This is a genomic window from Marinobacterium jannaschii DSM 6295, assembly GCF_000620085.1.
GTDB lineage: Bacteria > Pseudomonadota > Gammaproteobacteria > Pseudomonadales > Balneatricaceae > Pontibacterium > Pontibacterium jannaschii.
This window is the reverse complement of the sequence record NZ_JHVJ01000027.1, coordinates 1-25,257: the sequence shown is the minus strand read 5'-3', so window position 1 is coordinate 25,257 and position 25,257 is coordinate 1. Positions and strand designations below refer to the sequence as shown.

At 56.2% G+C, this 25,257-nt stretch carries 25 protein-coding genes; 10 read left to right on the top strand and 15 right to left on the bottom strand.

Features of this window, described 5'->3' with window-relative positions; all coding sequences use genetic code 11:
- Positions 1–89 precede the first annotated feature (89 nt).
- From Q354_RS0113480 to Q354_RS0113455, 6 genes are read right to left on the bottom strand one after another with little or no spacing between them, the layout of a single operon-like run.
- A complete protein-coding gene (locus tag Q354_RS0113480) occupies positions 90–881 on the bottom strand; it encodes a polysaccharide deacetylase family protein (protein ID WP_051560127.1) in 792 nt (263 codons plus the stop codon).
- Positions 878–1,648, bottom strand: a complete 771-nt coding sequence (locus tag Q354_RS0113475) for a glycosyltransferase family 2 protein (RefSeq protein ID WP_027858064.1) — start codon at positions 1,646–1,648, stop codon at positions 878–880. The genes Q354_RS0113480 and Q354_RS0113475 overlap by 4 nt, the downstream gene beginning before the upstream one ends.
- Positions 1,645–2,400: a polysaccharide deacetylase family protein gene (locus Q354_RS0113470; protein ID WP_036229824.1), complete on the bottom strand. Its 756-nt coding sequence runs from the start codon at positions 2,398–2,400 to the stop codon at positions 1,645–1,647. Before Q354_RS0113470 ends, Q354_RS0113475 begins: the two co-directional genes overlap by 4 nt.
- Positions 2,401–2,406: 6 nt before the next feature.
- Positions 2,407–3,411: a glycosyltransferase gene (locus Q354_RS0113465; RefSeq protein WP_027858062.1), complete on the bottom strand. Its 1,005-nt coding sequence runs from the start codon at positions 3,409–3,411 to the stop codon at positions 2,407–2,409.
- Positions 3,402–4,502, bottom strand: coding sequence for a glycosyltransferase family 4 protein (locus tag Q354_RS0113460; protein ID WP_027858061.1), 1,101 nt, complete (start codon positions 4,500–4,502; stop codon positions 3,402–3,404). The genes Q354_RS0113465 and Q354_RS0113460 overlap by 10 nt, the downstream gene beginning before the upstream one ends.
- Positions 4,499–5,383, bottom strand: coding sequence for a mitochondrial fission ELM1 family protein (locus tag Q354_RS0113455; RefSeq protein ID WP_027858060.1), 885 nt, complete (start codon positions 5,381–5,383; stop codon positions 4,499–4,501). Before Q354_RS0113455 ends, Q354_RS0113460 begins: the two co-directional genes overlap by 4 nt.
- Positions 5,384–5,648: 265 nt before the next feature.
- Here Q354_RS0113455 and Q354_RS0113450 point away from each other — a divergent pair, with 265 nt between their 5' ends.
- Positions 5,649–6,644: a branched-chain amino acid aminotransferase gene (locus tag Q354_RS0113450; RefSeq protein ID WP_027858059.1), complete on the top strand. Its 996-nt coding sequence runs from the start codon at positions 5,649–5,651 to the stop codon at positions 6,642–6,644.
- Positions 6,645–6,709: 65 nt separating this feature from the next.
- Here the strand turns inward: Q354_RS0113450 and glnE are convergent, their stop codons facing one another.
- Positions 6,710–9,619 (bottom strand): bifunctional [glutamate--ammonia ligase]-adenylyl-L-tyrosine phosphorylase/[glutamate--ammonia-ligase] adenylyltransferase, encoded by a 2,910-nt coding sequence (gene glnE, locus Q354_RS0113445; protein WP_036229818.1) that lies wholly within the window; start codon positions 9,617–9,619, stop codon positions 6,710–6,712.
- 176 nt (positions 9,620–9,795) lie between these two features.
- Positions 9,796–10,935, bottom strand: a complete 1,140-nt coding sequence (locus Q354_RS25750; RefSeq protein WP_169828889.1) for a CYTH domain-containing protein — start codon at positions 10,933–10,935, stop codon at positions 9,796–9,798.
- Positions 10,936–11,213: 278 nt separating this feature from the next.
- Between Q354_RS25750 and Q354_RS0113435 the strand changes: the two genes are divergently transcribed.
- The 7 genes from Q354_RS0113435 (at position 11,214) to Q354_RS0113405 (ending at position 18,401) form a co-directional block, all read left to right on the top strand.
- Positions 11,214–11,894, top strand: a complete 681-nt coding sequence (locus Q354_RS0113435) for a TIGR00153 family protein (protein ID WP_027858057.1) — start codon at positions 11,214–11,216, stop codon at positions 11,892–11,894.
- A gap of 24 nt (positions 11,895–11,918) precedes the next feature.
- Positions 11,919–13,187 (top strand): inorganic phosphate transporter, encoded by a 1,269-nt coding sequence (locus Q354_RS0113430; protein WP_027858056.1) that lies wholly within the window; start codon positions 11,919–11,921, stop codon positions 13,185–13,187.
- A gap of 127 nt (positions 13,188–13,314) precedes the next feature.
- Positions 13,315–14,463 carry an acetylornithine deacetylase gene (gene argE / locus Q354_RS0113425; protein WP_027858055.1) on the top strand — a complete coding sequence of 383 codons (1,149 nt, stop codon included), beginning with the start codon at positions 13,315–13,317 and terminating at the stop codon, positions 14,461–14,463.
- A 69-nt stretch (positions 14,464–14,532) separates the two neighbouring features.
- Positions 14,533–15,870 (top strand): amino-acid N-acetyltransferase, encoded by a 1,338-nt coding sequence (gene argA / locus Q354_RS0113420; protein ID WP_245601048.1) that lies wholly within the window; start codon positions 14,533–14,535, stop codon positions 15,868–15,870.
- Positions 15,871–15,891: 21 nt separating this feature from the next.
- Positions 15,892–16,893, top strand: a complete 1,002-nt coding sequence (locus Q354_RS0113415) for a YjgN family protein (RefSeq protein ID WP_027858053.1) — start codon at positions 15,892–15,894, stop codon at positions 16,891–16,893.
- Entirely contained in the window at positions 16,893–17,906 is a 1,014-nt protein-coding gene (locus Q354_RS25745; protein WP_051560123.1) for a M48 family metallopeptidase, read from the top strand. The genes Q354_RS0113415 and Q354_RS25745 overlap by 1 nt, the downstream gene beginning before the upstream one ends.
- A 171-nt stretch (positions 17,907–18,077) precedes the next feature.
- Entirely contained in the window at positions 18,078–18,401 is a 324-nt protein-coding gene (locus tag Q354_RS0113405; RefSeq protein WP_156948327.1) for a hypothetical protein, read from the top strand.
- 67 nt (positions 18,402–18,468) lie between these two features.
- Here the strand turns inward: Q354_RS0113405 and Q354_RS0113400 are convergent, their stop codons facing one another.
- The 7 genes from Q354_RS0113400 to Q354_RS0113370 form a co-directional block, all read right to left on the bottom strand.
- Positions 18,469–19,851, bottom strand: coding sequence for an ATP-binding protein (locus Q354_RS0113400; protein WP_027858051.1), 1,383 nt, complete (start codon positions 19,849–19,851; stop codon positions 18,469–18,471).
- A complete protein-coding gene (locus Q354_RS0113395) occupies positions 19,848–20,537 on the bottom strand; it encodes a response regulator transcription factor (RefSeq protein WP_027858050.1) in 690 nt (229 codons plus the stop codon). The genes Q354_RS0113400 and Q354_RS0113395 overlap by 4 nt, the downstream gene beginning before the upstream one ends.
- A gap of 19 nt (positions 20,538–20,556) precedes the next feature.
- A complete protein-coding gene (locus tag Q354_RS0113390) occupies positions 20,557–20,871 on the bottom strand; it encodes a PepSY domain-containing protein (RefSeq protein WP_027858049.1) in 315 nt (104 codons plus the stop codon).
- Positions 20,872–20,897: 26 nt separating this feature from the next.
- Positions 20,898–21,455 carry a glycine zipper 2TM domain-containing protein gene (locus tag Q354_RS0113385; RefSeq protein ID WP_027858048.1) on the bottom strand — a complete coding sequence of 186 codons (558 nt, stop codon included), beginning with the start codon at positions 21,453–21,455 and terminating at the stop codon, positions 20,898–20,900.
- Between the two features lie 162 nt (positions 21,456–21,617).
- Entirely contained in the window at positions 21,618–21,818 is a 201-nt protein-coding gene (locus Q354_RS0113380) for a YgaP family membrane protein (RefSeq protein ID WP_027858047.1), read from the bottom strand.
- 91 nt (positions 21,819–21,909) lie between these two features.
- Entirely contained in the window at positions 21,910–22,560 is a 651-nt protein-coding gene (locus tag Q354_RS0113375) for a Crp/Fnr family transcriptional regulator (RefSeq protein WP_027858046.1), read from the bottom strand.
- On the bottom strand, positions 22,560–22,802 hold the full coding sequence (locus Q354_RS0113370; protein WP_027858045.1) for a hypothetical protein: 243 nt from the start codon (positions 22,800–22,802) through the stop codon (positions 22,560–22,562). Before Q354_RS0113370 ends, Q354_RS0113375 begins: the two co-directional genes overlap by 1 nt.
- Positions 22,803–23,023: 221 nt before the next feature.
- Here Q354_RS0113370 and ilvD point away from each other — a divergent pair, with 221 nt between their 5' ends.
- On the top strand, positions 23,024–24,856 hold the full coding sequence (gene ilvD / locus Q354_RS0113365) for a dihydroxy-acid dehydratase (RefSeq protein WP_027858044.1): 1,833 nt from the start codon (positions 23,024–23,026) through the stop codon (positions 24,854–24,856).
- Positions 24,857–24,956: 100 nt separating this feature from the next.
- Positions 24,957–25,257 (top strand): IS3 family transposase (locus Q354_RS0113360; protein WP_027858043.1); only part of this gene is annotated, 301 nt, incomplete at its 3' end.

Sequence of the window (25,257 nt, the reverse complement as noted above, 5' to 3'; positions counted from 1 at the left end):
TTGAAACTCTTTAAGTTCTGAGCGCTGGTCGTTCGTCAATCCAAGACATATGTCGACCGGGTCAGGAATACGGATCTGAAAGTGGCAGATTACTTGCGTGTTCCTTTCAGGATCTTACGCCTGAACTTCCACATAGTGTCATTACCACTCACCATCAGGCGCTGTAAGCAAAACCTCCGGGCCTGACGGTCACTGTCGGTCCCCTCTACTGTGGTACAGGCATTACTGAACCCTGCAGCTTCCACCAGTGCAACACTTTGCTGATCAAAGTAGCCGAAAGGGTAGGCAAAGCTGCTACATTCAACCTGATAATGCTCTTTGATCAGCTCCCGCGAACGCAGGATCTGCTCTCTCGCCTGAGCCTCAGAAAGCTCATTGAGTCGTACATGATCCATCGTATGGGCCCCGAACTCGACCAAACCACTGTCCAGCATTTCCGTAACCTGAGCATGGCTTAGCATTGGCTGTTCATTAAGCTCGGCGGAAACGACTCCCGTCGCCCTGTCAGTAGACCAGCTACCATCAAACCGGTTACCGACCAGATAGATCGTGGCAGGCACCCCGTGCTTTTTCAGAATAGGGTAGGCCTGAGTGTAATTATCTTCAAAACCGTCATCAAATGTAAGAAATACCGATCGCTCTGGCAGGTCGGTACGCAATACATCTGCCATCTTAAAAAAGCTGAAACCGCGGGTTTTCAGCCAGCTGATCTGGGCATCAAACATCTCAGGCTCTACCCGCAGGTAGTTTTTCACCTTCTGTCCGTCCCGATAACGTTTATAGGGAAGATGGGGCGAAACCATGTGATACATCAATAACCGAGGATTGGAGCCAATAACTTTTGTTGGAGCACCTGCCAGTGAGCGAAAAAAATCCATCATCGCCGGGTCTTCTCCTTCTCACCCAAATCTGACTGACGCAACTCAAGCTCATATAACTTGGCTTCCTTCAGAAAGGCATAGAAGGCATTGATCATACTGCCCACAAAGCCCCGGCGTCCGTTATAGCAATTTCGGCGTATAAAGAACGACTTGAGAAAAGTGACAGGCATGACCAAAAGCAATTTCAACAGGCTGCTTTTCTTTCCCTTATCAAATTTATCCAGCGCTTTGCCTGAGGAGTAGCGATTCACCTTGTCCACTTTGACTTCAACAGAGACTTCTCCGTAATGGTTGATCGCACCGTCCAGTTCGACTATTTCCCCGTCCACCAGCGGACTCTCATGAAAGCGTTCCTTGCCATAAGCGCCTTTGCTTTGACGGAAAAAGCGAATATGGCGGTTTTTCTTGGTTTTGGCATGAACAGCCTGGCCCAGAAAGTATTCCTGAATCGGAATATTGGCGCCAGAAACGCTTTCCCTGGCAGCAATTTCCAGAATCTGCAGGCGAAGATCCTCTGTCAGCTCTTCATCGGCATCCAGGTTTAAAACCCAGTCATGCTTACAGAGGCTTTTGGCGTACTCTTTCTGTTCCGCCATCCCGGTCCATTCACGAGAGTAAAGGCGGTCGGTATAGCGCCCGGCAAGCTCCATCGTACAATCAGTGCTACCACTGTCTACCACCACAATATCATCGAAGTCACGCACGCTGTTTAACACGCGTTCGATATTGTGTTCCTCATTTTTCACCACCAGATAAACACTTATCATACGCGGTAACGTCCCCGGGTCATTGCTAGATGGAACTGTAACGTACTGGTAGATCCCAGTACGGAAATACGTTTGATACGGAACGGGTCATCAATGCCATCAATCCCTTTCTTAACAGTAACGGCATTACTCATACCGGCAGCCCGGACTTGCTCAACATTCCGGGAGTTATAGCGACCGAATGGATAGGCGAATGCCTGACAGGGCCTTCCCGTCAGCCTTTCTACCGCAGCCTTAGACTCTTCAATTTCTGATCGGGCCGTCTCGTCACCCGCTTTGTCCAGATTGATATGGTGCATAGTGTGAGCACCAAATTCAATTAACCCGGATTGCTGCATCTCCAGAATCTGCTCCTGATCCAGACGCTCAATATCCGGGATTGCCGGAGCAAGATAGATAGTCGCCTTGGCGTTAAATTGCTTCAGCAATGGAAACATATGGGTGTAGTTGTCCCGAAAACCATCATCAAAAGTCAGTACTACACATTTCGAACGCGCTTCCGGCTCCAGGCCCAACAACTCCGATACTGTACAAAACCGATATCCGCGTCGGCTCAGGTATTTAAGCTGACTTTCAAACGAATCGGGACTGACCACCAGGTCCTTTGAGAGGTTGCCATACTCCGTATTAACACTGTGGTACATCAGTACCCGTGGGTAGCCCATCGACACGGGTTTGCGCCACCAGTTATAGTGAGCTGAGAAATACAGAGCAGCCAGCACAAGTACCGCTATAACGATCACGATTATCACCTCAGATCACCTCTCCTTCGCCGCACATACCGTTTGGTAATAATCGATGTAGGAAGATGCGACTTCCGGCATTTCAAACTGACTGGCATGCTGGTCCGTAAAATAGTGAAAAGAGTGCCGCAAGGAATCAAAAGTCGCTCTGACCTGCTGCAGTTTGATCGATAACTTATCTTCTTCAATGAGCAATTCCTGCGGCAGTAACTCAGGAGCCGCGCCGACCTCGGTAGAGATAAATAAATTGGCGTAAAACAGGGCCTCGACCATCACCAGGCTGAAACCTTCGCTTCGGGATGCTATCACGACCAGATGTGCCTGACTCATACGCTGAGCGATATCATTCTGATGCCCTAGCAGCTTCACCCGATCATGTAATTTCAGTTCATCAATCAACCTTTGCAATGAATCGCGCTGAGGACCTTCACCGACAATATCCAGGGTACAATCATCCTGCTGCTCTGCCACTGCCCGGATTAAGCTGTCGAACCGCTTAATTGGATCGAGACGCCCGACGGCCAGCAGGGAAAAGCCCCCACAAGGTAGCTGAGGCTGAATACTACGATCGCGCCGTACACCGTTGTAGATAACCGTTGCGGGATGGCAAATAGACTCGGCCACTTTTGCAGAAACTGCCGTCACATTTGGCAACAGATTAAAGACCTTGCCTTTGCGGGAATTGTGTTTGGTCGCAACCTGAGTCAGGGTTATTAACCGGGACAGGCGCTTAACAATTTTAGACGCTTTAGCGCCGTGAGAGTGCACCAGGTCTGGCTTTTCGGCAGCCACCAGTTGTCGCAACTGCAGATACAGGCGCGGATCATACCACTCTTCACTGCTGGTAAGCGTGATGACCCTGCCCTGCTGTTCCAGTCGAGGTAGCCACAGACTACCCGCAAAGGCCACGACTACAACCTCAACACCCTTAAACGCCAGGCTATTGCTCAGGTCGGCAACGACCTTCTCGGCGCCGCCGTCGAGGCTGGAGGCAATAAACATCATCACCTTCACTGACATAACTCCCCATAAGCTTTCAAGGTGTTCGACAGCATATCCGTCTTAAGAAAACAGTGGTTTTCCAGTGGCCTTGCCTCGCTATGGAGAGCTTCTGCTGCCTGCACCTGCAACGCATCGATATCTTTCAGAGGCGTTTTCCCGACCGAGTATAGCTGTGACAGAATCTCACCCACGCCGCCATGGTCATAGCCAATCACCGGTGTGCCCATAGCCAGAGCTTCAAGCGTGGTGCGGCCAAACGATTCAGGTTTGGTCGACAGTGAGAACACCAGATCGGACATCGCGTAAATATCACGAATATCACGCCGCGCGCCGGTAAACGTGATATCACCCTCCAGCCCTTCGATTTTAATCCGCTGCCGCAATTCTTGCGCATATTGTTGTCGCTTGGGATCTTCGCCGCCGACGATCAGACCGTGCACCGGCAGGCCATCGGCTTTGAGACGAATGATCAGATCAATAAAGTCATTATGCCCCTTCAGTCGGGTCAGCCGGCCCGGCAGGGTCAGTACCTTTTTCCCTGCCAGCTGAGGATACTGCTGTCGCCATTCAGCCAGCCACTCCGGCGAAGGCTGGTAGCCACGCGGAAACTCTTCCGGATCAATGCCACGATATATCAGGCGTACCCGGTCCATATCAGTACCGGGGTAGTTAGTGCGGATGTAGTCGCGAACGGTTTCCGAGACAGCGATCACCCGTTCACCTTTGCACATCACCTCGCTATAGGCAGAAACAGAATAAAGACCGTGCACTGTAGTTACCAGACCGGGGCGCTCTGACTCAGGCAAACCTTTCCAGGCCAGATAGAAGATCCAGGCGGGCATCCTGGAGCGAAGGTGCAGGATATCCGCCTTCTCGGCTCGCAACCAACGCCGTACTGCCCGGACCTGTAGCAGGGTCAGCGGCGACTTGCGGCCCAGATCCCATTCCCTATGACGGCTTCCTTCCGCTTCCAGCTGCGCAACCATCCGGCCACCGCCTGAAACCACGACGGACTCGTGCCCGGCATCCACTAACGCCCTGGCGACTTCCAGCGTGCCTTTCTCTACGCCACCGCCATCCAGCGCCGGTAAAACCTGAATAACCTTCACAATAAGCCTCTTTGCAAAACAATCTGCGCGCAGCGTTCTGCTTCATTAAATTCAGCCGCCGGAGATTGCAAGGTAGTTCCCGGTGACCAGTCCCGATACAGAGTGATTTTTCTGTCGTCGGCCAACAACCTAACACCTTTTGAAACCCGGCTGACTGCATTGGCAGGAACGGCCAATACCCCGACCGCACAGCCTGCGGTCAATGCCTCGTACACCATAGAGACGCTGTCTTCGCTAACCCAGCACTGGCTGGCCCGGGGCAACTCTGTCGCCAGCCAGCCGGGGCCTGTATCTTCAAAGGGCACTATCTCCAGACCCGGGAGGTCCATTACGCGTAGTGCCGGTAGAAAGTCCTCCGGTGTGCGCCTTGAGGTCGTCAGCAACCAGTTGGTGGTGCCATCACAGATCGACTCCAGCTGAGCGATCAGCTGAGCAGAGTCCCAGCCAAAATGCTTGGATGGTCCGCCAATCAGCACCATCCCCTGCCGGGGTTGTTTTGACCCGGCCTGCATCCGGTTCAGGGCACCATCGGTTTCAACAACATTCGGTGCTATAGCGGGCCGGTCGTGGCGCGGAATCAGGCAGAGATCAAACAACCGTTTCGGCAGCGACGGCGTCATCATCAGCACCGCTGCAGCACCGCTCGCCCGCTTCAGCGCTAACAGACTCAGATGCGTCCGGTGCCCGGCGGCAATAAGCAGATCTGCCTGCAGCTGGCGATCCCGACCAGCCGACAGTTTCAGCAGCGCCTGCAGCGGCTTCAGCGCCGCAACAGTTTCGACCTGCACATGTTCACATCGACGCTGTAATGCTTCCGCCAGACCCAGGCTCTGATTGAGGTGGCCGGGTTTGCCATCACTGATGATCAAGATTCGCTTCACTGGCGCCCTGCTGGATGCTGAATGATATTGAGATACGGCCATCGACCGAAAACCGGACAACATTCTATCAAGAATCGTCCGAACGCCACCAGCGATCCGCGCGGATCGCTGTATTCATGCCGACTAGGCCATTATTTCCGCACAGAGGAATTCCAATTTGCCGCAGGATGCTTACAATCAACTCTCTTAAATCGAATAATCACAAAAACTCACTTCGCCCCAGCATGCAAGCGAAGTGAAATGTCTGTTTTTTAGGAAGGTCGTTATGGCTGCGTTTGGTACTGTTTTTATGCCTGAGATGGCAATATCCTGGTTTGATGGTTCTGAATGGAGCGAAGCAGAAGTCGTCTCCAGTGACAGTATCCAGATGCATCCGGGCGCGCACGTGCTGCACTACTCCAGCACCTGCTTTGAAGGATTGAAAGCATTCCGTCACGAAGACGGCTCTATCAAGATCTTCCGTATGGATCAGAACGTCGAGCGTCTGGCCCAGAGTTCTCAGCTTCTGGCCCTGCCAGAGATCGATAAAGCTGCCACCAGCCGCATGATCACCGATATCGTCGGCCGTTTTAAAGATGAAGTTCCGGCACCTCCGGGCTCCATGTACATTCGTCCGACCCATATTGGTACTGAACCTGCGATTGGTAAAGCCGCTGCTCCGACAGCGACCTCCTGCCAGTATGTACTGCTCTCCCCTGTTGGTGATTACTTTGCCGGTGGCGATAAAGCCCTGCGCCTGCTGCTGGATGATGAAGGTATGCGCTGTTCTTCGCACATGGGCATGGTTAAGAGCGGTGGCAACTACGCCAGCGCCCTGCGCCCGATCATGAAAGCCCGTGCCGAAGTACAGGCCGATCAGGTACTGTTCTGCCCGAACGGTGATGTTCAGGAAACCGGCGCTGCCAACTTCCTGCTGATCGACGGCGATGAGATCATCACCAAGGCCCTGGACGAAAGCTTCCTGCACGGTATCACCCGTGACTCGATCCTGACCATCGCCCGCGACCTGGGTATGAAAGTCTCTGAGCGCCAGCTGACCGTCGAAGAACTGCTGGAACGTGCCGCCAAGCCAGGTTGCGAAGCCGCCCTGTCCGGTACCGCTGCGGTGCTGGCACCGGTTGGCACCCTGATCTATCAGGGTAAAGAGTACGATGTGGGTAGCGGCGGTGTCGGCAGTACCACGGTAAAACTGCGCCAGACCCTGAACGATATCCAGTGGGGCAAGGCCGAAGACAAGCACGGCTGGCTGACCCACCTGTAAGCCCGCCAGCAGCATCAAAAAAGCCAGACTATACAGTCTGGCTTTTTGCTTTCAGGCTTGCGGCATCAGTCTCCCATCAGAAAGGACCAGATACGGCTGACTTCAACACGATAGTCACTCATCTCATCATCACCAATCACACCCGACTGATTCTGCAGCGTCAGACGATGACCGACCGAGCGATAAGCCTTGTAGGCCTCACGCAATATCTCCGCATCACCGGCTGGCATCAGGCCTGCATTTTCCGCCGCATCGAGGATACGGATATTATCGGTAAACTCGATCAGTGCAGGATGCTGACCGGCCCAGTTCAGGGCGCAGAACTGCACCAGAAACTCGATATCAACGATACCGCCTTTATCCTGCTTGAGGTGAAACACCGGGTTTTCGGTATTTTCGGTCTTTTTCGATCCAAGATGAGCGCGCATCTTCTCGCGCATATCCACTACTTCCTTAGTCAGCTCCTGACGATCCCGGGCCGCCGAGAGAATCTCATGCCGCACCGCGCTATAGCGCTCTGCCAGGCGCGGATCGCCAGCCACGACGCGGGCACGCACCAGTGCCTGGTGCTCCCAGGTCCAGGCCTCTTTCAGCTGGTAGTCACGGAATGCTTTCAGGCTGCTCACCAGTAATCCGGAGTTACCGGACGGACGCAGCCGCATATCCACTTCGTACAGCTGACCTGAAGGGGTGAAGGTATTAAGGATATGGATAATGCGCTGGCCGAGGCGGGTGAAGAACACCGAGTTGGCAATCGACTTCTCGCCCTCGGTAAACAGGTTCGGATCGGCATCGTGGATAAAGACCAGATCCAGATCAGAACCATAGGAGAGCTCAATACCGCCAACCTTGCCGTAGCCGAGCACAATAAAGTCCGGATTACAGGGCTCTCCCGCCGCCCGCAGTGGTACGCCATATTTCTCGGTCATATTGCGCCAGGCGATATCCAGCACCGCTTCCAGAATCACCTCTGCGGTCCAGGTCAGGTAATCACTCACCTTCATCAGCGGCAGCACGCCGGTGATATCAGAGGCCGCCACTTTCAGCACCTGGGCGCCCTTGAAGTAGCGCAACGCCTCCATCAGCTGCTCGGTATCCTCTTCGGGAATACGCAGCAGCTGCTGGCGTAGCTCATTCTGCAGCTGCTGCTTATCCACCGGGCGATAGAGGCTGCGCTGGTCGATCAGTTCATCCAGCAGAATCGGCTGCTTACTCAGTTGCTCCGAGAACCAGCTGCTGCCGGAACAGAGCCTCACCAGCTGCTGCAGCGCCCCCGGGTTTTCTGCCAGCAACACCAGGTAGGCAGAGCGGCGCAATACCGCCTGGATTAACACCAGCACCCGGCTCAGGGTGGCACTGCTGTTATCCACCAGCGCCACCTGCTCCAGCAGGTTTGGCAATACCGCATGCAGGCGCTCCTGGGCGATCTGCTGCAACATCTGCACGGTACGGGTGTTATAGAGCGTATTCAGCTCCCTCAGACTGGCAACCGGATCGTCATAGCCCTGCGCCTGCAGGAATTCCAGAGCCTGCTCCTCATCAAAAGTCCCGTTCCACAACAGCAACCAGTCGGTGCGATCACAGCTTTCGGCATTGTCATCGACCTCCTCTGCCGGGGCGATCACATCGGCAAAGTGACGACTGACCGCATCGCGGTGCTGTTGTAACTGCGCGCTGAACTGCTCCCAGTCGGCGCATCCCATACTGTAGGCCAGGCGCGCCTGATCCCGTTCATCCCGCGGCAGCTCCTGCGTCTGGCGATCGGCGATGGCCTGAATCGCATGTTCGGCATTGCGCAGGAAACGATAGGCTGCATGAAGTTCGTCCACTGCCTGCGGCGGCATACCCACTGCATCCGGCAGCAATGGCAGGATATTTCTTAACTCCCGCTGTTGCAGCCGGTTATCGCGGCCGCCACGGATCAACTGGAACGCCTGGGCAATAAACTCCACCTCGCGGATCCCCCCAGCCCCCAGTTTCACATTCTGCTGCAGCCCTTTGCGGCGGACTTCACTGTTGATCATCTGCTTCATATCACGCAGCGAGTCAAAGGCACTGAAGTCGATATACTTGCGGTACACAAAGGGGCGCAGCATATCCAGCAGCTCAGCACCGGCCCGCTGATCACCGGCCACCACCCGTGCCTTGATCATGGCGTAGCGCTCCCAGTCACGCCCCTGATCCTGATAGTACCCCTCCAGTGCGGCAAAACTGGCCGCCAGCGGCCCGGCGGTGCCAAATGGTCGTAAGCGCATATCGACACGGAAGACAAAGCCATCGAAAGTCGCGTTATCCAGTGCCTGAATCAGCTTCTTACCAAGACGGATAAAGAACTCCTGGTTCTCCAGTGACTTGCGTTCGCCATCGGTCTCGCCGTTTTCAGGAAAGGTGAAGATCAGGTCGATATCGGAGGAGAGGTTCAGCTCGTTGGCACCTAGCTTACCCATCCCCAGCACCACCATCTGTTGTGGCTTGCCGTTGCGGCTATGCGGCACGCCCCAGCGCTTGCAGGCATCGGCATAGAGCCAGCTCAGGGTCTGATCGATACAGGCATCCGCCAGTCGGGACAGCTCCCAGGTGGTCTGTTCCATCTCGGCACTGCGGGTCAGGTCACGCCAGATAATCCTTACCTGTTCGCGCTGACGGAACTGGCGCAGCTGACGATGCAGGTCACTCTCTTCAGTCACATCAGTCAGCCGCTGCTTCAGGGCCCTGCTGTATGCATCATCGGCATAGCCGCGATAAAGGTCCCCAGACTCCAGCAGTGATCGCAACATGTCCGGAGAGCGGGACAGCTGTTCTGCGACAAAGTCGCTACCGACCAGAACCCGTGCCAGGTCATGCAGCACCGATGTATCGGGCGCGGTCGTTGCAGAAAGTTTTTCGGTGATCTGCGCCCAGTTGCGGGCCAGTAGCGGGGTAAGTTCAGCGGGCAGTTCGATACCGGCTGGCGGGGTACTCAGGGCGTTGCTCATCCCATAACTCCTGACTGGGGCCGGCAGCACTTATTACCAGCCCATCTCCTGTTAGGTTAACTGGGATCAGCTTACCAGAATCAGACCGATTGCGAGCAAACCCTTTGTGGCTGGCGGCAACCGGCCTGACCGGGGTCAAGGCAGAATCAGCTTAGCTGGACCAAAGCCCCGCTCGGTCAAGCAATACCCAGAGGCTGCTGCGCCCGCGCTTCGTGCTGTTCTTTCCAGTGTTTACGCCAGCCGGCGTTGACCAGCTGACTGGCAACCGTCAGCGCGATAACGCCCGGTTCGCGGGTCTGCAGCAGCACCTCCATACGCGGCTCGGCCCGGGCCTGGGCACTCTGGCACCATGCCTGTCCGGCATCGCCCATCAGGGCACCGGCCCGGCGCCAGGCATCGATATCACGCATCTTGCGGATCACCTTGGTCAGTTGCTCATCCAGCTGCACCGAACTCTCATAGGGAATGATGTCGGAAAAACTCTCATATACCGCCCCCATATTGCGCAGGGACTCCAGCGCCCTGGGGATATACTGCCAGTCGCCGCTGAACTGCCAGGCTTCCAGATAGCGCGGCCACTGCATCAGCTCATGCTGCACCAGGCGGGCAAAGGCGACCTCCAGCGTTTCATCCGGATTCAGTTCCAGCGCAGCGATGGGCCGCAATGCGGCTTCGTCATTACGCAGGCGGTAGCCCCGTTCAGCCTTGCTGATATCGCAGATCTGCAGGGGAACCTGATTGGCCAGCTGCAATGCAACCTCAAACAATGCTGCGGGTTCGCCCTGACGCAGTTCCAGTTCCAGCTCACACAGCGGGTCTGCCCGGCGACCTCCGCTGGCCTCATCATCGTACCAGACTTCGCCGATATCCAGCGCCATCTCGACCTGCAGCGGATTGCCATCGGCATCCAGATCCTCCAACAGCCACAGCTGGCGCATAAAGTCGGTCGCAAAGATCGGCTCTACCGCGTCTTCCAGGGCAGTCAGATCCAGCCCAAGCGGCCACTCAACCTGTTTCAGCAACTCGAAATCAAGTTCAGGAGCCTTCACCTCCCATTCCCACTCATTGCGCTGGTGCAGACCGCCTTCCGATACGCCCTGGGTTTTCAGCGTCTGTATAAAGACGCCCTCTTTACTGCGGATACGCAGGGCGACCTTGTGGCGCGACAGCAACTGATCCGGCGTATCAAAGTAAATATTCTTCAGCGGGCGGTTGCCCAGCACGCTGACCTTATCAGACAGAAACAGGGGTTGTTGCTTCAGTACTTCTACATGGTGCTGACTCAGCGCCAGCTTCAACTCAATCTCTTTTGCCATACCCATTCCAATCACTGCAGGCCAATAGCGGGGGAAATTATCGCCAGATATCCGATATTCCCAATCTTCGGGCTCCTGTTGCCGGACGCCTCCGCGTACCCGAAAGGCACAGGAAACCGACATAAAATCAGTCTGTTGCAACAAATGCAACCAGACCACAGAAAAGCAACCCTTCATTAAATATCATTTATATGACATTAAGGCGTCATTTTTACTACAAGTGACCTCCATCACCCCTTATACTTGCCGCGAAATCAGACCCCAAAAAGGTTAGTTTTATGGTAACCAGTAACCCTTTCCTACAGATGTTTGCCCGTTCTCCGTTCAAACCGATGCAGGAACACATTGCAAAAGCACAGGAGTGCGCCGTAGAGCTTGTCCCTTTCTTTGACGCCGTAATGGACGAAGACTGGCAACAAGCAGAACAGATACAGCAACGGATCGCTGTGCTGGAAGGTGAAGCAGATGCGATGAAAAAGGAGGTTCGCCAGAATCTGCCTAATAGTCTCTTCCTGCCGGTACCTCGTACAGATCTTCTCGAGCTGCTGCGTATGCAGGATAAGATCGCCAACCGGGCCAAAGATATCGCAGGCCTGATGGTCGGTCGCGAGATGTCAATTCCGGAATGCGTTCAGCCTCAGATGAAAGAGTTTGTGCGCGCCTCGCTGAAAACGTCTGAACAGGCATTGCAGGCATTGAACGAACTGGACGAACTGGTCACCAGTGGCTTCAGCGGCCACGAGGTCGACGTTGTCGAGAAGATGATCATCGAGCTGGATGGCCTGGAGCACATCACCGACGAACTGGAGCGCGAGATTCGCGGCACCCTGTTCAAAGTCGAAAAAGAGCTGCACCCGGTGGATGTGATCTTCCTCTACAAAGTGATCAACTGGGTTGGCGATCTGGCCGACCGCGCTCAGCAGGTAGGCAGCCGTTTGCTGCTTCTGGTTGCCCGTTAATCTGATATTCCGGATCTTATCTAAATGGAAATCATCGCTCAGTACGGTGACACTATTGTCATCCTTGCGTGTATTTTTGGATTCTTTATGGCCTGGGGTGTGGGCGCCAACGATGTCGCCAACGCTATGGGCACATCGGTCGGCTCTAAAGCCCTGACCCTGAAACAGGCGATCCTGATCGCCATCGTATTTGAATTTGCCGGTGCCTGGCTGGCTGGCGGTGCTGTAACCGCCACTATCCGTAAGGGGATCATCGACCCCGCCCTGCTTTCCGGCACGCCGGAACTGCTGATCTTCGGCATGATGGCGGCCCTGCTGGCTGCCGGTGTCTGGCTGCTGATCGCCACCCACTACGGCTGGCCGGTATCCACCACGCATTCGATTGTCGGCGCTATCGTCGGCTTCGCGGCAGTCGGTATCTCCGCCGATGCGGTGAACTGGGCGAAAGTGGGTAAGATCGTGGCCAGCTGGGTGGTCTCACCGGTCACCGCGGGACTGATAGCCTTCTTCCTGTTCCGCAGCGTGCAGAAGCTGATCCTCGATACCGAGGACCCGTTCAAAAACGCCAAGCGTTACGTGCCGATGTACATCTTTATGGTGGGCTTCATTGTTGCCATGGTGACTTTCACCAAGGGCCTGAAGCATATTGGCCTGGACCTGAGCTGGGGCCAGAGTGCTGCCATCTCCGTGATCTTCGGTATCGGTGCCATGCTGCTTGGCATGCAGATGCAGAAGAAGATCAAGCCAGACGTCTCTGCTGACCGCGATTATCACTTTGCCAGCGTTGAGAAACTGTTCGGTATCCTGATGATGTTCACCGCCTGCGCCATGGCGTTCGCCCACGGTTCGAACGACGTTGCCAACGCCGTTGGCCCACTGGCGGCAATTGTCAGCGTGGTTGCGGCCGGCGGTGAAGTGGCACAGAAATCCAGTATGCCGGTATGGATCCTGATTCTGGGTGGCGGCGGTATCGTGGCCGGTCTGATGATGTACGGTCATAAGGTTATTGCCACTGTTGGCAACAACATTACCGAGCTGACACCAAGCCGCGGCTTCGCCGCGACGCTGGCGGCGGCAACGACCGTCGTAGTGGCGTCCGGTACCGGCCTGCCGATCTCCACCACTCACACCCTGGTGGGTGCGGTACTGGGTGTAGGTATTGCACGCGGCATGGCCGCGCTGAACATGCGTGTTGTCGGCACCATCTTCGTATCCTGGGTGGTAACACTGCCTGCGGGTGCCGGTCTGGCGATTATGTTCTTCTTCATGTTCAAGGGCATGTTCGGCGGCTAAGCCGGCGATTTAGCAGCCCTCTAAAAAACCGGAGCGCCTGTCGTCTCCGGTTTTTTTGCGCCTGTGGTTCTGGTTCAGGCAGGGATTTAGAGACACAATGGAGGCAGCCAACCCAAGGAGCCTGCCCATGTCAGTCAGATGCCCGGAACTTGTCACCATGCTTGGCGAACTGATCGCCATCAACTCGGTCAGCTGTACCCAGCCCGACTGGGATCACAGCAACCTGCCAGTGATTAATAAACTGGCCGCCTGGCTGGATGATCTTGGCTTCAGCACCGAAATCAGCCCGGTACCTGACCATCCGGGCAAGGCAAATCTGATCGCAACCCTTGGCAGCGGCCCGGGCGGACTGGTGCTATCCGGTCATACCGATACGGTGCCCTTCAATGAAGAGCGCTGGCACTCTGACCCGCTGCAGCTGACCGAGCGGGACAACCGCTTCTACGGTCTGGGCAGCTGCGATATGAAAGGCTTTTTCCCACTGGCGATCGAAGCGGCAAAGCGTTTCCTTGACCGCGACCTGCAGCAGCCACTGATCATCCTCGCCACCGCCGATGAGGAGAGTTCCATGAGCGGTGCGCGGGCACTGGCTGAGGCCGGCTATCCCAAAGCCCGCTATGCCATTATTGGAGAACCCACCAGCCTGAAACCGATCCATATGCATAAGGGGATCATGATGGAGACCGTGCGTATCGAAGGGCGCGCCGGTCATTCCTCTGATCCGTCGCTGGGCGCCAGCGCACTGGATGCGATGCATGCGGTACTATCCGAACTGATTGGCTACCGCAATGAGCTGCAACAGAACTACCACAACAGTAACTTCAGGGTCAGCGTGCCGACACTGAACCTGGGCTGCATCCACGGCGGCGATAATCCCAACCGGATCTGTGCTTCCTGCGATCTGGAGTATGACCTGCGCCCATTACCGGGCATGGATCTGGACAACCTGCGCGAGGCGATCAGTCAGCGCCTTAGCCCGCTGGCCGACCAGTTTGGCGTCAGCCTGGAAACCCATGCCCTATTTCCCGGCGTACCCTCATTCAGCAACGAGCAATCGGAGCTGGTGAAAGTCGCCGAAAAGCTCACCGGGCATCAGGCCGAGTGCGTCGCCTTCGGTACCGAGGCACCATTCCTGCAACAGATGGGGATGGATACGATCGTGATGGGACCGGGCAGTATCGATCAGGCGCACCAGCCCGATGAGTATTTGGCTTTTGACCAGATAAAGCCTACAGTAGCGATACTCGAGCAAATGATTGCCAGATACTGCCTCTGAGGCGGCCAAGCCGCCGCCGGATCAGCCCGCTGGCCCTGTTATCCGGGATAAGGACCCTGCACAAGCGCCGTGATCGACGACATCAAGCAATACGTCAACTGGTTCCGCCACTCTTCGCCCTATATCAACACCCACCGGGGCAAAACTTTTGTCCTGATGCTGGACGGCGAAGCGGTCGATGACCCCAACTTTGACCATATCATTCACGATATCGCCCTGCTCAACAGCCTCGGCGTGCGACTGGTATTGGTGCACGGTTCCCGCCCCCAGATCGAACAACGCCTGCAGGAGCGCCAGATCCCCAACCGGCTGCACCATCACCTGCGGGTGACCGACAGCGACACCCTGCAGTGCGTGATCGAGGCCGCGGCCAGTGTCCGTACCCGGATTGAGGCACGACTGTCGATGGGACTGGCCAATACCCCGATGCACGGCTCCCGTATCCGGGTCATCTCCGGTAATTTCATTACGGCACGCCCCCTGGGTGTCGATGACGGCGTCGACCTCGGCTATACCGGGGAGGTGCGCCGGGTCGAAGCCGATACCCTGCGTCACCAGCTGGATGATGGCAATATCGTTCTGGTCTCTCATCTCGGCTACTCGCCCACCGGGGAGATCTTCAATGTCGCCTGCGAGGAGATCGCCAGCTGCACCGCTGCCGCCCTGAACGCCGATAAACTGATCCTGTTTGGCAGTCATCGTGGCATCTACGACAGCAAGAACCAGTTGCGCAGCGAACTGCTGACCCGCAAGGCCGAACGGCTGGTACAGCACTACCTTGCATCGATCGAAAACGCCCGGCAGTCGCACAGCGAAATCTCCCGCCACCTTAATGCTGCGGTACAGGCCTGCCGAGGCGGCGTCGAGCGCTGCCACCTGATCAGTTATAAAGAGGACGGCGCCCTGATCACCGAGCTGCTGACCCGGGATGGTTCCGGCACCATGGTGCTGCAGGAATCCTACGAACAGGTGCGCCCGGCATCGATTGAAGATGTCGGCGGTATCCTCGAAGTAATCCAGCCGATGGAGGACGCCGGCATACTGGTGCGGCGCTCGCGAGAGCGGCTGGAAGGCGAGATTGACCGTTTCACCGTCATCGAACGCGATGGCGTAGTGATTGGCTGTGCTGCGCTCTACCCCTTTGCCGAAGAAGCGATGGCCGAACTGGCCTGCGTCGCAATCTCCTCTGACTATCGCGGCGGGCAGCGCGGTGATGCGCTGCTGGAAGCGATCGAACAGCAATCGCGGGATCAGGGTCTGGAACAGTTATTTGTCCTCACCACCCGTACTGCCCACTGGTTTATCGAACGCGGATTCCGTGAAATACCGGTTAACCAGCTACCGGGGGAGAAGAAGGCCCTCTACAACCTGCAGCGAAACTCTAAGGTTTTCGCCAAACCCCTTTAATCCTGGGAAGGAATACGACAGATGGAAACGTCAGAAAGCAGTCAGACTCTGGAGTTTAAGTTCTCCGGCAGCACCGGCGAATTTTTTAAGATCTGGATCGTCAATATCTGCCTCAGTATCGTCACGCTGGGCATCTATTCGGCCTGGGCCAAAGTGCGCACTAACCAGTACTTTTACGGCCATACCGCACTTGATGGCAGCAGTTTTGAGTACACCGCCAAACCGCTACAGATCCTGCAGGGACGGATCCTGGCCTTTATCGTCTTCGCCAGCTATTCACTGCTGGGGCAGTTTTTCCCCATCGCCGCGGTAATTATGGCCCTGCTGATCCTGCCTTTTATTCCCTGGATTATCCTGCGCGCATTGCAGTTCAACGCCCGCAATACCCGCTATCGCAACATCCGCTTTGGCTATGAAGGCAGTTACTGGACAGTAGCGCTGAACTTTATACTGCTACCGTTGCTGGGCGCCTTAAGTTTCGGCCTCGCATGGCCCTGGGTACAGAGCCGCCAGCAACGTTTCCTGGTCGATAATGCCCGCTTTGGCAGCTCAGCTTTCAGCAGTAATCTGAGCACTGGCGCTTTCTATAAAATCTATCTGGTCGTGTTCGGCCTGGGAATAATCGCCGCGCTGCTGATGTTTGCGATTATGAGCTTTATGCCGGTACTGGGGGCCTTTTCCGGTTTGCTGGTACTGCCGCTGTATTATCTGGCCTATGTGTTTATCAAGGTACAGGTGATCAATATGACCCTGAATAACAGCGAGCTCGAGGGACATCGCTTTAGCAGCACGCTTAGAACCGGCGCTTTCTTTAAGCTGATGTTTATCAACAGCTGTGCCATCCTGCTGACACTGGGACTGGCGATCCCCTGGGCAAAGATTCGCATGGCACGCTATCGCGCCGAGTCCACCGCGGTGATCGCACAGGGCAGCCTGGATAACTTTATCCGCAACAACCAGCAGGATGACGCAGCATTCGGTGAAGAGCTGAGCGATATGATGGATATCGAACTGGGCTTCTGATGAGAATTCAGGGTTTTCTATACGACGGCCAGAGATCAGCCCGCCAGCAGGTGATCGTCACCGTTGATGAGCAGGGGCGCGTGCTGCTGGCGGATGGTCTCAGCTGGCGCTGGCAGGAGGTCGAGATCAGCGCCCGGATTGGCAGCAGCGCCCGCTATCTGGACTTTCCCGATGGCAGCCGGTTGGAGTGCAGTGAGAATGACCTGATCGATCAGCTCTGCCAGCTGCACAGCCCACCGCGCACCGGACTGATTCACCGGCTGGAAAGCCGCCTGCGCTATGTGGCCCTGTCACTGTTTATTACCATTTCATTCGTCAGCTGGTTTGTGGTCTACGGTATGCCCGGACTGGCAGAGCGGATCGCTTACCAGCTCCCACCCTCTGTAACAGAAAGTATCAGTCGCCAGACTCTGGCGGCCCTGGATAAGGCGCTGTTCAGTCCAAGTCAGCTGCCCGAGGCAAGTCGCAGTGAATGGCAAACACGCTTTGCCCAACTGACCGCCCGACAGCCGGGTGAATTCAACTACCAGTTGTTGTTTCGAGACGGCCAGCAGATCGGCGCCAACGCCTTCGCCCTGCCCTCAGGACAGATCATTGTCACCGATCAGATCGTCGAGCTGACAGAGCACCCGGATGAACTGCTCGGCGTTCTGGCCCATGAGATTGGCCATGTGCGCGAACGTCATGGTCTGCGCCAGATTCTGCAGAGCAGCGCGGTTGCGGTGATTCTCACCACCGTAACCGGTGACCTGAATGCTGCGGCCTCCGTACTGACAGTGCTGCCAACCCTGCTGGTGGAAGCCCATTACTCCCGCGAGTTTGAAACTGAAGCCGACCGCTTTGCTATAGATCTGCTGCAACAGCTGAATAAAGACCCCGGCCACCTCGCCACGATGCTGCATAAGCTGGAACAACAGTATGGCGGCGATGGCTCAACTGGCTGGCTGGACAGCCACCCCGGCACTGAGGCTCGCCTGCTTATGCTCAGGACAACATCGGTTACCGACCAGTAACTTCGGACAAGCACAATTTGACTATTTCTGAGTGAAAGTTTTACCACCTGATTCTGAATCAGGTGGACTGCTCTTCATTTGCAGCGCCCGTCAAAGCTCCTAAGATGAAATGAGCACATCTGTTACAGAACATGCATTACAGATCACCTGCTCACCTGCAAGGAGTCAGCCATGAACAGTCAGATGAAAGTTACGTTCAGAAAAGTTGCAGCCATCGTTTTCAGCGCCGCACTACTGGCGCCAGCAGTGGCCTCGGCGACTGATCCGGCGAAAGCAGGCGGGGCTGGCGGCTCTGCATCAGGCGGGGCCGCCACCGGCATATCCTCCGGCGGGGTCGCTGCCAGCACTACCGTCGCCAGCACCAGCGCCATCGGCGCGCTGTCAGTCACCACCGTTGCTGTAGCCGCCGCCGCAGTAGGTGCCGTGGCAGTCGCGGCAGGCAACGGCAGTGATGGTACGACCGGTACCACCGGCGCTACTGGTACTTCAAACTGAGCCACGGGCGATAGACGCAAATCAGGACCCGGCGCCTGCAGAAGCAGGCGCAAAGATTCTGCACCATTCAGCCGTTTTTGACCGAGCCCGGCAGTTCCAGCCGGAACAGCGCACCGCCAAGCTTCTCCGAGCGCTCAACGGAAAGCGCTCCGTTATAAGAGCTGACAATATCCGCCGCCACTGACAAGCCGATGCCTTGTCCCTGAATGGAGGTATCCAGCCGGGCACCGCGCTGCAGGATGGTCTGGCTTTGTTCACTGGACACCCCCGGGCCATCATCTTCGATAGCGATATCCAATAAGCCATCCCGCAGTGTCGCGCTGACAGCAACCTGGCTATGGCCGTATTTAAAGGCGTTTTCCAGCAAGTTGCCCAGCAGCTCCATCAGGTCACGCTCATCACCGGCAAAACCCAGTGCCGGATCGATCTGCAACTCCGTTGCTGTATCTTTCTCGCGATAGACCTTACCCAGCGCTGTCAGCATTCTCTCGACCAGAGGCCGCAGCAAAACCGTATCGCGCAGGGCCGGCCCCTGGGATTTCACTGCCCGGGCCAGCTGGTACTGGACAATCTGATCCATCCGCCCCACCTGTTCATTCACAATATGGCTGTACTGACCGAATCCCAGTCCCTCTTCACCGGCGCCGCGAATCACTGCCAGCGGGGTTTTCAGGCTGTGAGCCAGATCGCCCAGGGTATTGCGATAGCGCTCCCGTTGCTGGCGCTCGCTCTGTAGCAGCAAATTGAGGTTGTCAGTGACCGGTTGTACCTCCAGCGGATACTGGCCCACCAGCTTTTCGGTTTCTCCGGCTTTGATTTTTTTCAGATCATCGGCCAGCCCGATCAGGGGCTGGATCCCCCAGCGCATAATGCCAAGCTGGGCCAGCATCGCCAGCAGCAATACCACACTGAGCCAGAACAGCAGTTGCCGGGTATAGGACTTAAGCGCCGCCAGTACCGGGCCATCCGCCTCCATCACCGTGATGGTCAGCGCATGTTCGCCATCGGCCAGCTCCCAGATCACCCGGAAACGGTGTTGATAAACGCCCTGATTGGGAAGATGGGCAAACTGCGCTTCACCCAGCGGCAGGATACTGGCCGCCGGATCATCCAGCTGCAGGATAAATTCGGGCATCAGCTCAGTCGACTCTGATCGCCACAGCAGGCGGCCCGATCCGTCATGCACCGTACCGTAGAGTCCTGATCCCAGTTGCTGGAAACGGGGTTCCTGCAGTGCCGGTGGCAGACTCAGGCCCTCTTCACTGAGATCGATCGCCCCCAGTAACAGGTACACCTGTATCTGCAATCGCTCCTGTACCGCACTTTCCAGGCTGTTATGGTAGGCACTTTTCAGGGCCAGACCTGCGGCCAGCATCACCAGTGGCAATATCACCAGTGATGCCAGCAGCAATCGGCCCTGCAGCGAGCGAAGCGGCCAGAGCCGCTTCATTTGCTGTCAGAATCCACCGGCAGATCGAAGCGATAGCCCAATCCGCGGACAGTGGTGATCGGTTGCAGATCCTGATCGGGATCGAGCTTCTGGCGCAGGCGGCGTACAAACACCTCCAGCACGTTGCTGTCACGGTCATAATCCTGATGATAGAGGTGTTCGGTCAGTTCAGTCTTGGAGATAGTTTTACCGGCATTGAGCACCAGATACTCGAAAGTACGGTATTCGAAGCTGGTCAGGCTGACCACTTCACCATTGCGATGCACCACCCGGCCGACAGTATCAATAGTCAGCGGACCAAAGCTGAGTTTCGGCTTGGCGTGACCGGCAGCCCGGCGCAGCAGCGCATTGATACGCGCGGCCAGCTCTTCCATATGAAACGGCTTGACCAGATAGTCATCGGCACCGGCTTCCAGGCCTTCCACTTTATCCTGCCAGTCGCCCCGGGCGGTAAGGATCAGGATGGGAAACTCCTTGTCTTCCGCACGCCAGCGCCGGATGACATCAACCCCGGACAGACTGGGCAGACCCAGATCGACAATGGCCAGATCATAGGGAAACTCACGCCCCAGATAGAGCGCTTCCTCGCCGTCGCCGGTTTCTTCCACGGTGTAGCCACGCCCACTGAGCGACGTAACCAGCTGACGTCTCAGATCCGGATCATCCTCTACCACCAGCAATTTCATCTGGTATCTCCTTTAACTGTTACTTACGACGGCCAGAAAGCTGCCCGCTCTGAGCGTCCACCAATACCTCTTTTACCCGGCCGTTCTTAACAACCCGGATACGGTACATAGCGCGCCCCTGAATACGGGCCGATTCCGCTTTCACGACCTGGCCGCCCTCCTGCCGCTGCACCTTACGCGCGGCTTGCTTAAGACTTAAACCGCCGCCTGCCAGCTGCAACGGTGTTTGACTGATCTGAGCAAAGCCTGTCGCTATCCCCTGGTCGACAGGCATCGCCATACAGCTGATTGACAGGCACCACCCCAGTGCCAGCATCATCAGTTTTTTCAGCATCAACTGCTACCCTCGTTTTAAAAGCATCACATTGGCTGCACATCAACCCTCACCTTGATGCGCTTACCCGGATGATGGTTCATACGTGTCTGGTATGTTCGTCCGTGATACTTGTAGGTCACCCGGTAACCGGTTATCTCTTCATGATACTCCACATCATGACGCACGGTACAACGCTGCACATCTTCATAGCGCACATAGCCGGGTTGGTAGTGGTTACGCAGGTTGCGTCGCTCCATATCATTGGCGATAGAAGCCCCCAGTGCTGCGCCGATTACCGCCTGAACTTTCTTGTTGCTCTTGTTACTGCCGAGGGCATTGCCAATCGCGCCGCCAATCACACCACCCACCAGTTCATTAGTGTAGGAGCCGTTACCGCGCTGATAACCGGGTTCTTCCACGGCCACCTGTTCGATATAGCACTCCTCGCGGGGGATGCGCTGCTGTACCGTTCGGCTCAGAGGCTCCACATGAACCACCTTGGCAAAGTCATAGTCGCTGTTGTAATGATGCTTGCGATGATCGGACTGAGCCTGCAGGGGCAGCAGTGCCAGACCGAGTACGAGGGGAGTTAGCCTGTTCATCAGAATTCTCCGGCCTGGTGGCCAGCAGTTGATCATGTCCTCAGGATAGAACCCCGCTGATGAATCAATTCTTAACTCAGGCTGAGATAAAGCTGAAAGGCCCAGAAACACAAAAGGCAGTCACGATGGACTGCCTTGGGAGCGGTTTCCTGACTGATAAGATCAGGATACTTTTTCACATTTGCTGCAGCTGCTGATACCCAGCACGCTATAAAGCGGACACCAGCCAAACAGTGCGATAGCGATCACCGGTACGCCGATCCAGCCCCAGACTGACTGAGGACCAACAAACACCAGTGCGATCAGCACCAGACCCACCAACACACGTACCGCTTTATCAATGTTACCGATATTCTTGTTCATGATCCCTCTCCTGTCTCTTCAGGTCATCTGTTGGTTACAGGATAAAAGGATCGGGAGATCACTTCTGTGACTTAGTCACCAAAACGGAAAACTATTCTTCCGCCAACTGAGTTAACTCCTCAGCGTGCAACAGTTCAATATGTCCGCGCCGGGAACTGATCCAGCCCTTGTCGCTAAACTGCTTCAGCTGACGGCTGACGACTTCTCGCGCACTGCCCAGTTCATCGGCCAGCTGCTGGTGTGAGACTTCAATCACTCCATCCTGCTGGTGCTGCAACAGATGGCGGGCCAGGCGTTGCTCAATCCGCTCAAAGGCGATCGCCTGCACCAGGCCGATCAGGTCTGCCAGGCGGTGGGAGTAGTTCTCAAAAATAAAGCCACGCAGCACTGGCGAGCGCTGCATCGCCGCTTCAAAGGCCGACAGGGGCAACAGATACGCCACCAGATCCTGCTCGACAATCCCCTCCGCCGGATAGCACTGATGTCCCAGCAGGCAGGATGTTGTAAGGACACAGGTACCCTGTTGCTCGATACGATAGAGTACCATCTCCCGCCCGGCAGCCGAGCGGCCCAGCACCTTGACCTGGCCGGATACCACAATGACAAACTGCTCACAGGGATCACCCTGACGAAACAGCACCGTACCGGCGTGGGCCTCAATACGCCGTGCCTGGGCCAGCAGCGCCTGTCCTTCGGTATCGAGCTGGCGCAATGCCGGATAGAGTGATTGCAGGGCTTCCACTAGGACTTCTCTTTCGCCTTCAGCTGTCGCACCGACAGATAGACAAAACGTACGTTGTAGAGCATGCCGATCGCCAGGGCGATCGAAGCGGTGACAATAAAGACCTGTCCCAGCCCGGGGATTTTAAGCCACCAGCCGATCCAGAGGCTCAGTGCACTGACAATGGCAACCGGAATACCGGTCTTCATCAGCCGTTGCATCCACTTATCTGAACGGATCTGTTTACGGTCGAGGCTGGACATACTACTTCTCCGGTTATTGACAGGTTGCTATATATAGCGCGGGCAGGGTCCGAAGTATATTCACCTAAAGCGTCAGATCACAGTACAGAAATGCGCCAATCCCATCGCTTCTGATATACTCGGCCCTACAACACTGCCGGGCGGTCTGCCCGATTCTGACTGCATATAACAGCCGGCGGCCATTAAAGAAAAGCATACTATAAAGCCCCGAGGGATCCGTAATGCCTCAATATCGCTCCAAGACCTCCACCGCAGGTCGTAACATGGCAGGTGCCCGCGCCCTGTGGCGTGCCACCGGCATGAAGGACGAAGATTTCCACAAGCCGATCATCGCCGTTGCCAACTCTTTCACCCAGTTCGTACCCGGCCATGTCCATCTGAAGGATATGGGTCAGCTGGTCGCCCGTGAAATCGAGAAAGCCGGTGGTGTCGCTAAAGAGTTCAACACCATTGCGGTCGATGACGGTATCGCCATGGGTCACGATGGCATGCTCTACTCCCTGCCATCGCGCGATATTATTGCCGATTCCGTCGAGTATATGGTCAACGCCCACTGTGCCGATGCGCTGGTGTGTATCTCCAACTGTGACAAGATCACCCCGGGGATGCTGATGGCGGCAATGCGCCTGAATATCCCGGTGATCTTCGTTTCCGGTGGCCCGATGGAAGCCGGTAAAACCAAGCTGGCAGATCACAAGCTGGATCTGGTCGATGCGATGGTACTGGCGGTCGACCCGAACGCTTCCGACGAGCTGGTCGACGCAGTCGAGCGCTCCGCTTGTCCAACCTGCGGTTCCTGCTCCGGCATGTTCACGGCCAACTCTATGAACTGCCTGGCGGAAGCGCTGGGTCTGGCCCTGCCGGGTAACGGTACCGTGGTCGCGACCCACGCCGACCGCGAACAGCTGTTCTTGCGTGCCGGTCGCACCATTGTTGAGATGGCGAAGAAATACTACGAGCAGGAAGACGAAGGCGTACTGCCACGTTCCGTCGGCTTCAAAGCATTCGAAAATGCCATCACCCTGGATATCGCCATGGGTGGCTCTACCAATACCATCCTGCACCTACTGGCCATTGCCCAGGAAGCGGAGATCGACTTCACCCTGAAGGATATCGATCGCCTCTCCCTCGAAGTGCCTCAGCTGTGTAAAGTGGCGCCGAACACCCAGAAATACCATATCGAAGACGTACACCGTGCCGGTGGTATCATGGCGATTCTGGGCGAACTGGATCGCGCCGGTAAATTGCACACCGACGTACCGACCGTTCATGCCGCCACCATGAAGGATGCGCTGGACGAGTGGGATATCATGCGCAACCCATCCGCCGACGTGATGGAATTCTACAAAGCCGGCCCCGGCGGCATCCCGACCCAGGTCGCCTTCAGTCAGGCAAGCCGCTGGCCAACCCTGGACGGCGACCGTGAAAACGGTTGTATCCGCTCGCTGGAAAACGCTTTCTCGCTGGAAGGCGGTCTGGCAGTGTTGCACGGCAACATCGCTCTGGATGGCTGCGTGGTGAAATCTGCCGGTGTCGATGAGTCGATCCTGGTGTTTGAAGGCCCTGCCCATATCACCGAGTCTCAGGACGAAGCGGTTGCCAACATCCTGGATGACAAGGTGAAAGCCGGTGACGTAGTCATCGTACGCTACGAAGGCCCACAGGGTGGCCCGGGTATGCAGGAGATGCTCTACCCGACCTCCTACATCAAGTCCAAAGGTCTGGGTAAAGCCTGCGCGCTGCTGACAGACGGCCGTTTCTCAGGTGGTACTTCCGGCCTGTCGATCGGTCACGTTTCTCCAGAAGCGGCTGCCGGTGGCGCGATCGGCCTGGTACGCAACGGCGATATCATCCGTATCGATATCCCGAACCGCACCATCGACGTACTGTTGTCCGACGAAGAGCTAGCAACACGCCGTGCCGAACAGGACAAATTGGGCTGGAAACCAGTCGAAGAGCGTCCGCGTAAGGTCTCTGCAGCATTGAAAGCCTACGCCAAGCTGGCGACCTCAGCCGATAAAGGCGCGGTCCGCGACCTGTCCAAACTGGACTGATCCCTCCGCCGCGTAAACGCAAAAGGCAGCTCTTTGAGCTGCCTTTTTTTGTTTGAATATTGTCCCGTCCTGAAATAGGTTTACACATTGGAGACCTATAATGGACACCTCTAGACCTACCCGCCAAAAGCGCACACAGCGTGACTACACAATGGGCTTTAAATTGCAGGTTGTCGCGGCGGTAGAAAAAGGCGATATGACCTATAAACAGGCCCAAAGGATCTACGGCATCCAAGGACGCAGTACGGTACTTAACTGGTTACGTAAACACGGTAAGCTTGATTGGTCTCAATCGAAAGGACGCACGATGCCTCACTCACCGAAAGCCAAGGAAACACCCGCCCAGAAGATCAAACGCTTAGAGCGAGAGCTGGAAGATGAGCGTTTGCGTAATCTCTTGC